Source organism: Paenibacillus praedii, from assembly GCF_049725345.1.
In the GTDB taxonomy this organism is placed as follows: Bacteria; Bacillota; Bacilli; order Paenibacillales; family Paenibacillaceae; genus Pristimantibacillus.
In genome coordinates this window covers 54,294-64,788 of the sequence record NZ_JBMWAM010000027.1, presented here as the reverse complement: position 1 = coordinate 64,788, position 10,495 = coordinate 54,294, and the positions used below count along the sequence as shown (strand labels likewise).

14 protein-coding genes are annotated in these 10,495 nt (G+C 46.9%); 2 read left to right on the top strand and 12 right to left on the bottom strand.

Features of this window, described 5'->3' with window-relative positions:
- Window positions 1-176 precede the first annotated feature (176 nt).
- On the bottom strand, window positions 177-398 hold the full coding sequence (locus ACO9K6_RS19380; protein ID WP_424769186.1) for a hypothetical protein: 222 nt from the start codon (window positions 396-398) through the stop codon (window positions 177-179).
- A 128-nt stretch (window positions 399-526) separates the two neighbouring features.
- Window positions 527-1,153, bottom strand: a complete 627-nt coding sequence (locus ACO9K6_RS19375; protein WP_424769185.1) for a stage II sporulation protein M — start codon at window positions 1,151-1,153, stop codon at window positions 527-529.
- A 108-nt stretch (window positions 1,154-1,261) separates the two neighbouring features.
- Between ACO9K6_RS19375 and pdaB the strand changes: the two genes are divergently transcribed.
- A complete protein-coding gene (gene pdaB, locus ACO9K6_RS19370; protein ID WP_424769184.1) occupies window positions 1,262-2,068 on the top strand; it encodes a polysaccharide deacetylase family sporulation protein PdaB in 807 nt (268 codons plus the stop codon).
- A 2-nt stretch (window positions 2,069-2,070) separates the two neighbouring features.
- On the opposite strand, the gene ACO9K6_RS19365 is transcribed toward pdaB, so the two are convergent.
- Window positions 2,071-2,694: a KinB-signaling pathway activation protein gene (locus tag ACO9K6_RS19365; RefSeq protein WP_424769183.1), complete on the bottom strand. Its 624-nt coding sequence runs from the start codon at window positions 2,692-2,694 to the stop codon at window positions 2,071-2,073.
- 208 nt (window positions 2,695-2,902) lie between these two features.
- On the opposite strand from ACO9K6_RS19365, the gene gerD reads away from it, so the two are divergent.
- Window positions 2,903-3,571, top strand: coding sequence for a spore germination lipoprotein GerD (gerD, locus tag ACO9K6_RS19360; protein ID WP_424769182.1), 669 nt, complete (start codon window positions 2,903-2,905; stop codon window positions 3,569-3,571).
- A 150-nt stretch (window positions 3,572-3,721) separates the two neighbouring features.
- Here the strand turns inward: gerD and ACO9K6_RS19355 are convergent, their stop codons facing one another.
- From ACO9K6_RS19355 to ACO9K6_RS19315, 9 genes are all read right to left on the bottom strand, one after another.
- Window positions 3,722-4,840 carry an Mrp/NBP35 family ATP-binding protein gene (locus tag ACO9K6_RS19355; protein WP_424769181.1) on the bottom strand — a complete coding sequence of 373 codons (1,119 nt, stop codon included), beginning with the start codon at window positions 4,838-4,840 and terminating at the stop codon, window positions 3,722-3,724.
- A 112-nt stretch (window positions 4,841-4,952) separates the two neighbouring features.
- Window positions 4,953-5,741, bottom strand: a complete 789-nt coding sequence (cwlD, locus tag ACO9K6_RS19350) for an N-acetylmuramoyl-L-alanine amidase CwlD (protein WP_424769180.1) — start codon at window positions 5,739-5,741, stop codon at window positions 4,953-4,955.
- A 108-nt stretch (window positions 5,742-5,849) separates the two neighbouring features.
- Window positions 5,850-7,016 (bottom strand): sulfate adenylyltransferase, encoded by a 1,167-nt coding sequence (gene sat, locus ACO9K6_RS19345; protein WP_424769179.1) that lies wholly within the window; start codon window positions 7,014-7,016, stop codon window positions 5,850-5,852.
- Window positions 7,017-7,072: 56 nt separating this feature from the next.
- Window positions 7,073-7,768 (bottom strand): phosphoadenylyl-sulfate reductase, encoded by a 696-nt coding sequence (locus tag ACO9K6_RS19340; protein WP_424769178.1) that lies wholly within the window; start codon window positions 7,766-7,768, stop codon window positions 7,073-7,075.
- 178 nt (window positions 7,769-7,946) lie between these two features.
- Window positions 7,947-8,339, bottom strand: coding sequence for a 30S ribosomal protein S9 (rpsI, locus tag ACO9K6_RS19335; RefSeq protein ID WP_424769177.1), 393 nt, complete (start codon window positions 8,337-8,339; stop codon window positions 7,947-7,949).
- 20 nt (window positions 8,340-8,359) lie between these two features.
- Window positions 8,360-8,797, bottom strand: coding sequence for a 50S ribosomal protein L13 (rplM, locus tag ACO9K6_RS19330; protein WP_424769176.1), 438 nt, complete (start codon window positions 8,795-8,797; stop codon window positions 8,360-8,362).
- 285 nt (window positions 8,798-9,082) lie between these two features.
- Complete coding sequence (gene truA / locus ACO9K6_RS19325; RefSeq protein ID WP_424769175.1) at window positions 9,083-9,835, bottom strand: tRNA pseudouridine(38-40) synthase TruA; 753 nt, start codon at window positions 9,833-9,835, stop codon at window positions 9,083-9,085.
- A 134-nt stretch (window positions 9,836-9,969) separates the two neighbouring features.
- Window positions 9,970-10,335 (bottom strand): 50S ribosomal protein L17, encoded by a 366-nt coding sequence (rplQ, locus tag ACO9K6_RS19320; protein ID WP_424769174.1) that lies wholly within the window; start codon window positions 10,333-10,335, stop codon window positions 9,970-9,972.
- A gap of 45 nt (window positions 10,336-10,380) precedes the next feature.
- A partial coding sequence (locus tag ACO9K6_RS19315) for a DNA-directed RNA polymerase subunit alpha C-terminal domain-containing protein (protein ID WP_424769188.1) occupies window positions 10,381-10,495 on the bottom strand: 115 nt, incomplete at its 5' end.

Genomic DNA, 10,495 nt, shown 5'->3' with positions numbered 1-10,495 from the left:
GCTTTTTCATCAATCCGTTAGGATTCATGAGGCAGTTTTACTCGTTGTTCAGTTTTCAAAGAGCAATCTTTTCTTTCGTGTCGTTCGCGTGTATCTCAGCGGCGACAAGAAATAATATATCACAGGGGCCCAGATAAAAGCAACCCCTTTTTTAAAAGTTTTTTAAAAAGAGGTTTTTATCGATAAGAACGCGCATTTAGCGCGTAGCGCGAAAGCTCTTTCGGGGAGGCTATACGACCATACATCCGGAAGATGATTTTATATCTTCTTGTGATTGCTTGCTTTATTTCTCCATCTAATCGTGTGTCGTTAAGGTCAAGCAGCATTTCATCCAATTCCTTGCGAAGGACGTAGTCAAGTTCTTTGCATTCTTTATCATTGAATAGTATTCCGAGCATAGCCGTGAGTGACCCCCTTTAGATGTAAAACGCAACCTAGCCGTCTTATAAGGAACAAAAAAGCAACGTCTCCCCGCAAATGCGTTTCGACACTGCTTTATTGTTATGCTCAAATATTGGAAAATTTATTACATCGATAATAACCAAACCGTAATTGTGCTTTCTATAATGGAGGCAGCAAGTAAAGATATCGTCAATATAACCATCACCGGGACTGTTCGAATGACGAAGGCTTCAAGCTCACGGCCCAGCAATGGAGTCTTAGACCTATTGAATAACATAGTCCCCATACCTTTAAACGCAAGCACTCCAAAACGCAACCCATAGGCACAGGCAATGATAATCGCAGGAATTTCAATAATGCCATGCGGCAGCAAGCCTTTGAAAATGATTTCGAACACAAAGCCTCCACCATGCTGCTCCGCCAATTGGGTCAGTAAATAACCTATCACCATTCCGTTCACGATCAGGAATAAAAATGGGACTATACCAAATAGCGCGCCCAAATACATGACAAATATCGATTTAATCGCATTATTTAGAAAGATTACAATCATCAACGTTAATGTAGGATTACTGCTCTGCTCAACCATTTCACTTAGCCCGCGCAGGCCTTCAATCTGACTATCCAAAAAAGACTTGAATGCGGGATTTGTCCCGCCGATGACCATACCCGCGAAAAACAATATAAACCCAAATGCAATATAGGGGTTCATCTGTTTGAAATGATTCCATATAGCACGCCTGTTGAACATCTAAATAGCCTCCGTTCCTTTTTTGTCGCCACCATGAACGAATATATTTGGTGTACGAGCATAGATTTGAATAGAACAAGCATTCATTAGAGAGGAGAGCCATTCCCCATGAACGTTTTCTATGTGTTGAACGGCCGTAAGCTGAAAAGGTATTTTTTTATTGCAATCGCTGTCGTTTTTTCTATTGGGATCATTTATGCCGAGCGTGACAACATTACCGTATTTGCCCCGCAGCAGCCGGCTGCAATCTACAGTGTGCCGACTGAGAAGAAGGTCGTCGCATTAACCTTTGACATTAGCTGGGGCGATAAGCGAACGGAACCCATCTTAAATGTGTTGAAGGAGAAAAACATTAAACAAGCTACCTTCTTCCTGTCTTCTCCTTGGAGCCAATCGCATCCGGAAATCGTTCGAAAGATTCAAGAAGCCGGCTATGAGATTGGCAGTCACGGTCATAAGCATGACAATTACAGCAAGCTGACTGACGAAGAAATCCGCAAGCAAATTACGACGGCTCATATGATTTTGTCGGATGTGACAGGAAAACAGCCTAATTTAATTCGTTTGCCGAATGGTGATTTTGACAAAAGGGTGCTGCGTATCGCAGAAGAGCTGAAGTACAGGGTCATCCAGTGGGACACAGATTCACTTGACTGGATGAATATCGGAACGGATAAAATCATCAATCGTGTCGTAACACGCGCTCATCCCGGAGACATTATATTGTTCCACGCGAGTGACTCCGTTAAGCAGACGCATGAAGCGCTGCCAGTTGTTATTGATCAGCTCCGCGCGAAGGGCTATGATTTCGTTACGGTAACCGATTTAATCACACAAACGGAAATCGACGGCAAAGCTGTGCGGGACAAGACCACATCTGCCTTCCCTCAGCTTGAAGCCGCCGCTTTTGAGTAACCTTATACAACCGGCTTTGCAGCGATTGCTGACGAGTCGGTTGTTTGTTTTTTGAGTAAACGATACATCATCATAATTTGGTACGCATTGCAAATAAATAAAGGGACAATCATAAAGATAATGGCGGATATGTTGGTATCGCCTTTTATCGCTGGCCAGGTTTCGATAAAGGTCACAACAAACATAAGAAACATAGTTGGCACGAGCGCCGTTTTATTCGTTTGTTTTATTTTCAACCATGTTACAAGCGCTGAGATCAGAAGCAGTATAAGTGGCAATACCCAGAAAAACCAGCCGTTGAGGTTTTTTTCATATAAAAGATATCCCAAGCCGATCGCAGCGAATACCGTTGTGTAGCCCTGCAGGGTGTTCCATAGATACTTTTTGCCGAATACGCTCAGAGCAATATAGTTCAAGGTTAAGTATGCAAAAAAGCCCATTTGACTAAATGCACCGATCATAAGCCCGACCATCGCCATCATTAAGGCGTTAAAGCCCGCTGCTTTGAAGCCCAAAAATCCGAATTCCGGATCCACCCATTGCATAACGGCTCCTGTCACCACGCAGACGAGCGCCCCGACAGCCATGCTGCTCCAAAACAAGAAAAACCATTTTTTCAAATTCACGTTCCATTTCCTCCCGTTACTTCCGCTTTACCCTTTATTTTACCACGTTCACAACAAAAAGCTAAAGACTGTCCATGATAATACGGTGAACAATGCACATAATAAGAGCATATAAAATTATTTTGGGAACCATCTGTTTTTTATGATCGATTACTGAAGCAATGACATAGAAGGGAGAAAACAAAACATGCGCATGAGGTGGGTTTTAATGTCATTCATCTCGTCTATGGCCGTTCTGCTGGCAGGTTGCGGCGCGGAATCGTCAGGTGGCGGACAACAGCAACAAATCAGCTATAAGGATATGAAATCGATGGTGATCGATATTCTGAAGACGGAGGATGCGCAGAAGGCGCTTCAGCAATCAGCTCAAAGCTTGTCCGGTTATAGCGGCCAAACCTCAAAGCTATTGTCAATTCAAGATCAAGAGGAAGTTCGCTTAGCCGTTAAGGACGTGCTCATCTCTCCTGATTATGATAAAGTCATCAAAAAAATGATGGTCGACCCGCGCTTCGCCGGTGAATTTGCGAAATCCATCAATAAAGAAAATAAGGATATTCATAAGGAATTATTAAAGGATCCGTCCTACCAGGCTGATTTAGTTAAGGTGCTTAAAAACCCGGAGATGAATAAAATGATTCTCGAGGTGCTGCAAAGCACGCAATACCGTAAAGAAGTGATGTCGCTCATGCAGGAATCGATGCAAAATCCGATCTTCCGGCTTGATGTGCTGGAGCTTATGAAGAAAGCCGTGCAGGAGGAGCTTAAACCGAAACCTGATGAGAAGGTCGATAAACCGAAAGAGAGTGGCGGTGGCGACTCACAGGATCAGCAAAGCCAGGAAGCAAGCACCGAGGAGTCCGACGATTCCGGCATGTAACTGCCTGGATAAATAAAGCCCGAACAGATTTATTGATGAAGCAAGGCTCGCTTGCTTCATTCGATATCTCGTTCGGGCTTTTGTTATTTGTGAAGGGAAGGCCGTTGGATAGAGCTGAGTATAATTTAGCGCAGACTACAGCTTCTTTTCTTAGCCTTCGAGTTTTTTTAGGACACTGTCCGCAAGCTCCATATAAAGCTTGCCTGTCTCGGAATCCTCTTTGTACACCGACGGCGAAAAATCAGGCTCGGACGGATGGTTGTCCGGTGCGCCGAGCGGGATTTGGGCAAGCAGATCGGCATGCAGCGTCTCAGCTAGACGAGCGCCGCCTCCGCGCCCAAATACATATTCCTTCTCGCCAGTTGACGGCGACAGATAGTAGGACATGTTTTCGACGATACCGATAATTTCATGCTCGGTTTTGATGGCCATTGCGCCCGCTCTTGCCGCAACGAATGCAGCTGTGGCATGTGGCGTTGTAACGATAATCTCTTTGCTTTGCGGGATAATCTGATGTACGTCCAGCGCCACATCGCCTGTGCCCGGCGGCAAGTCGAGGAGCAAGTAATCGAGCTCTCCCCATTCAATTTCCTGGAAAAAGTTGCGCAGCATTTTGCCAAGCATCGGACCGCGCCACACGATCGGACTGTTGTCTTCGACGAAGAAGCCCATCGACATGACCTGAACGCCGAACTTCTCGATCGGGATTACCCGTTCGTTCACGACGTCAGGACGTTCCTCAATGCCCATCATGTCGGGCACGCTAAAACCATAGATATCGGCGTCGATAATGCCGACACGCTTGCCCCTGCGGGCTAAGGCGACCGCGAGATTGACGGTCACCGTCGATTTGCCGACGCCGCCTTTGCCGCTGGCGACGGCGATGAACTGCACTCCGCTGCTAGGATCCAGCAGCGGGCTCGCGAGCCCGGCCCCGTGGCCCTTGACGGGCGCCGCGGCGCCTTTGCTGGCGCCGGCGGCGGCGTTAGCCGCCTTGGGCGCGGCAGCTGGCGCTGGCGGCGGCGAAGCCTCGCCTGCTGCAGGCGCAGCCTCGGCCCGAAACCGGCAGTGCACGGTTTCGGCGCCCAGGCGCGCCAGCGCCTCGCGGAGCGAGGCTTCCAGCGCGGGCTGTGCAGCCGCGCTGGCCCCTAGGACCGTCAATGATACTTGACGGTCCCGCACCATCACATCGCGGAAGAATACTTTCTCCGCGGTATATTGTGCCGTCACAGATTCGACGGCTTCGATTGCTTGCTCACGTGTAAGCATTAATTGTCCCACCTTTATGAAATAACGATGATTTACTAGTCATTATAACACAGTAAGCTGATCAGCCAACTATTCATAAACACATCAGCCGGCGCGTCTGCTTTCCCATCGGCTACTCTGTTGTCAGCACATCCTGCAGCGTGCTCCCGCTTAGCTTTTCTCCAGAGCTGTATCTTAGTATACCCTTATAAATAGATGCCGCGACCTGACGTTGATATTCCGTATCCGCCAGACGCGCCGACTCGCCAGGATGGGATAGGAATCCAACCTCCACCAATGCGGTTGGCACATCCTCTATGGCTTTAAGTACATATATATCCTTCAACGTGGCCGCGACACGAGTCGTGTTCTCGAGGTTGCGCTTAATCTCATCCTGTATAAGTGTGGCAAGAATACGATTGTCGGGGTGATTACCGGGGTGATAAAAGGTTTGCGCTCCTGACCATTTGGCCGACGGGATGCTATTCATATGAATACTAATGACAGTAGACGGCTTATTACTCTTTATAACTGAAACCCTGTTTAACAAATCCTCTGTCTTCCGCTTGCTATATGCGCGCGCGTCACCTGTAGCGAGATCATAGTCACCTTCTCGCGTCATGACGACAACTGCGCCCGCTTGCTGCAAATAATCACGCAAATAGAGCGCAATGGCCAGATTTAAATCTTTTTCAATGATCCCCTGCTTACTGACAGCGCCTCCGTCTGCTCCTCCGTGACCAGCGTCGATCGCGATGGTTTGGCCTGAAAGCGGCAAAGTCCAATAGGACCATGTCTTTGTTACGGGCATCGTCTGTGTTAGCAGAACGGCTGTCAATGCAATCACTACTACTCCTATGCCAAATCGCATCGCCCCTTTATACGTCATCCATATTACAAAATGCCGACTTATCCAGCGCATAAAAAAACCACCTCGTCCTCCATCTAAATAAATAAGCGCCAGGCACTCAATTATTTATATGGGACGAGATGGCCGTTTATGAGACAAACCTATTTCGAAGTTTTGCGATTAGCCTACTGGCTGCTCGGACATACCTTCAATTAGAATTTGAGCAACCTCAGGACGGGAGAACTCAGGAGGCGGGCATACACCATCACGCAGCAATGCGCGAACCTTCGTACCCGAAAGGGTCAAATGACTTTCCTTATCATGCGGACATGTTTTCGAAGTAGCCATGTTGCCGCACTTGGTGCAGAAGAAGCTGTGCTCGAAATAGAGCGGAGTTATTCCGAGATCCTCTGCAGGAATCGACTTCAACAGATCCTGCGCCTCGTATGTGCCATAGTAGTCGCCCACGCCAGCATGATCGCGTCCAACGATAAAGTGCGAGCAGCCGTAGTTTTTACGAACAATCGCATGGAAAATCGCTTCGCGAGGTCCTGCATAACGCATTGCAGCAGGGAACACACCAAGAAATACACGATCCTCAGGATAGTAGTTCTCCAGCAAGGCCAGGTAGCTCTTCATCCGCACATTTGCCGGAACGTCATCGGATTTCGTTTCGCCGACAAGAGGATTCAGGAACAAGGCATCAACGATTTCCATAGCTGTCTTCTGAATATACTCATGCGCGCGGTGAACCGGATTACGTGTTTGGAAGCCGACTACTGTTTTCCAGCCTTTCTCTGCGAAAATACGACGAGTCTCAGCCGGATCAAAATAAAAATCCTCGAACTTCTCAGGCTGTGGACGGTTCAATACGGTAATTGCGCCGCCGACATATGTGGAGGAGCGCTCAAGCAGCTTCTGAACGCCAGGGTGCTCCAGATCATCTGTTTTGAACACATTGACCGCTTCAAGCTTCTGATCAACGTTATAAATGCTCTCGATATCAATGACGCCATAAATGACGCCATCTTCGCCAACAAGCGCAGCGCGCTCGCCAGTAGCGAGCTCAGCCACTTTCGCTTCTTCTACTGCAAGCGTAATTGGAATGCTCCATACCGTTCCATTTGCAAGACGCATCGTTTCGACCACAGAACGATAATCCTCTTCATTCATAAAGCCAGTCAATGGTGAAAATGCGCCCACACCGATCAAGTCAAGATCAGAGATCGCCCACGTGTTAATCGTAATGGATTTCAATTCTCTTGCTTCTGCCAGTAAAGCTTCACGTTGTTCACCCTCAGCGACCCGATTAACAAGCTCGCCGCCGTGCGGTAATATTTGATTCATTATGCAAAATGCCTCCTTAAAGTTTTACACTAGAAATCAAAAGCCATAATTCTAACTTATTTATGCAAACCACACTCTGTTTTCTCTTGACCGGCCCAGCGTCCAGCGCGTGGGTCTTCACCTGGCATCACTTGGCGCGTGCATTGCTCGCAGCCGATACTAGGGTAGTTTTGATCATGCAGCGGGTTGTAAATGACGTCATTCTCGCGAATGTAGTTCCACACATCTTCATTTGTCCAATGCGCAATCGGGTTAAATTTAACTAATCCGAATTTTGTATCGTATTCGATCTTCTTCGAATTTGCACGTGTCGGGGCTTGATCGCGGCGAATGCCAGTAATCCAAGCCTCATACTTCGACAGGATGTTTGTTAGCGGCTTAACTTTACGAATATTGCAGCATGCGTTCGCATCGGATTTCCAAAGCTCTTCGCCAAATTGCGCAGCTTGCTCTTCAGGTGTAATTTCCGGTTTAACCTCTACGAAAGGAATACCAGGGTAACGCTCTACCATACGGTCCCGCGTCTCATAGGTTTCCTTGAAGTGGAAGTCTGTATCCAAGTAGAAGATATCCGTCTTCGGGCTAATTTTTTGCAGCATATCAACCAGAACAACGTCTTCTGCACCGAAGCTGCAAGCAAATGTAATATTAGGGAAGGTCTCTACCGCGAAAGCGATGATTTCTTCCGGCGTTGCGTTCTCGAGTTCAACCGCTTTTTGCGCGATAAGCGCTTCTTTTTCAAAAAGGTTCATTATTAAGCCCTCCGTTTTTAATTCCTAGTAAATTAGTCTGTATAAAAATTATACGTCCAATACGTTCATAGTTCAATATCAAGTTTACACCAAAATGAAATAAAGTTTTGAACACTCGTATTGCTGCACATAAAAATACCCTTCTCTGCTGGAGAGAAGGGTATCTGCGAAAAGCATATTAACGTTTCGAGAATTGTGGCGCGCGACGAGCCGCTTTAAGACCGTATTTCTTACGTTCTTTCATACGCGGGTCACGAGTCAGGAAGCCTGCACGCTTCAAAGCCGGACGGAATTCTGGATCTGCTTTAAGCAGAGCGCGGGAAATACCGTGACGGATAGCGCCAGCTTGACCGGACATACCGCCGCCGTTAGCGATGACAAGAACATCGTATTTCGACAATGTGTCAGTAAGGTTAAGCGGTTGTTTTACAATCAGCTTAAGAGTTTCCAAACCAAAATATTCATTTAATTCGCGCTTATTAACAATGATTCGTCCTTCACCCGGCACAAGACGTACACGTGCAACAGAGTGTTTACGACGACCGGTTCCATAGTATTGCACCTGAGCCATGAAACTTGTCCTCCTCTTTATTACCCGCGAAGTTCGTAAACTTCAGGGTTTTGTGCTTGATGTGGATGTTCCGCACCTGCGTATACTTTAAGTTTAAGCTTCATTTTGTCGCCAAGACGATTCTTAGGCAACATACCGTGAACCGCGAATTCAATTACGCGCTCAGGCTTGTTCTTGATCATCTCGTTTGCCGGAGTAACCTTCAAACCGCCGGAATACATCGAGTGACGATAGTACATTTTGTCAGAGAATTTTTTACCTGTGAGGTGAATTTTCTCCGCGTTGATAACAACAACGAAATCGCCTGTATCAACATGTGGTGTAAATGTCGGTTTGTGCTTGCCGCGGATCAGGGCAGCTACTTCACTCGCCAAACGGCCTAGCGTTTTGCCTTCCGCATCGACGACGAACCATTTACGCTCAACTTCAGTTGATTTAGCCATATAGGTGGTACGCATGGATGATCCTCCTTAATTACATACATTAATCGTTTTTTATAACAACGTAAACGTTGGTTTGTTTGTTCATTGTTGATAGCCAAGTTTGTGACAATCTCAGTCGGGGCTGTGGGTTAGCCACTTCGAAAGCACAAGTTATATTCTACTATAAAGCATGAGTTTTCGCAAGTGATTTGGGATGTAATAATGTATAAATTTCAGGTTTATACATAGTTATTCTTTTAGCACGAAGCGAAAAGAGCTTTACTGCCCATAAGGACAGCAGCCGAATAAGCTAACAGCGAATTAATCCTGTGTTTCAAAGGAATATTGTACATTCATGAGCATTAAACCATGAGCCATAGCCGTAGGTCCCGCGAGCGAGCGGCTTTTGCCTTCAAGAATGGCTTTCATCTCAGCTGGCATTAATCTCCCTTGCCCTACCCAAAGCAGTGTTCCCATAATCACGCGGACCATATTGTATAAAAAACCATTACCCGTCACGTACATATGTACGATAGGGCCTTCTTGTACAAAATCTGCTTCGTAGATCGTCCGGATATGATGCGGCTTCGTAGAATGAATCGATGTGAAGGAGGTGAAATCATGCTCTCCGACTAAATAGCTTAGACCTTCTCGCATCGCATCCACATCTAGCGGAGCCGGATGATGAAAGCGGTACTGACGGCCAAACACATCCGGAAACTTCCCGGTATCAATGGTATAGCGGTAGGTCTTACGCTTAGCGGATCTTCTAGCATGAAAATGCTCCGGTACATCGAATGCCTCAATGATGACAATGTCCTTTGGCAAGCGCGTATTCAGCGCAATCGCCCATCTCTGCGTGGGAATCGATGATTCCGTATAGAAATTAAACATTTGTCCTTGTGCATGCACGCCAGCATCGGTGCGGCCAGATGCCGTAATAATGATTGTCTCGCCCGATAATTTCTTAATGGCCAACTCGATTTGACCTTGAACCGTTCTACCGTAAGGCTGCGTTTGAAAACCATTGAAGTTTGTACCGTCATAGCTCACTTTTACGCAAATATTGCGCATCCCATCATCCCCTTACCTCACCGCTGGCAAATAAAAAAAGGTGGCCGCAAGGGTCCACCCTTTTCTCTCTGTATAAGCTTGGACAAGGATTAACGCTGTGGACAAGCTTATACGCTTCTCGATTATAGGGTAAATTACGCGCGGTCAACCAATTCCAGGTAAACCATAGGCGCAGCATCGCCGCGACGAGGACCTAGCTTAAGAATACGCGTGTATCCGCCTGCACGTTCCGAGTAACGAGTAGCCAGTTCGGAGAACAGCTTTTGAATAGCGTCTTGCTCGCCATCAACAGTTTCCCGACGAACAAAAGCAGCTACTTGACGACGAGCATGAAGATCACCTTTCTTAGCTTTAGTGATCAGCTTCTCAGCGATAGAACGAACTTCCTTCGCTTTAGCTTCAGTCGTTTGAATACGCTCATAAAGGAACAAATCTGTAACGAGGTCACGGAACAATGCTTTCCGCGCACTAGCGTCACGACCCAATTTTTGATATGCCATCTTGTTTTCCCCTCCCTTGCTCTTTTGTCTATTCTTGTTTGTTAACTACTCTTCCATACGAAGGCCCAAGCCGAGCTCTTCAAGCTTCTCTTGTACTTCCTCGAGGGATTTACGGCCCAAGTTACGAACCTTCATCATGTCCTCTTCGGATTTGGTGATC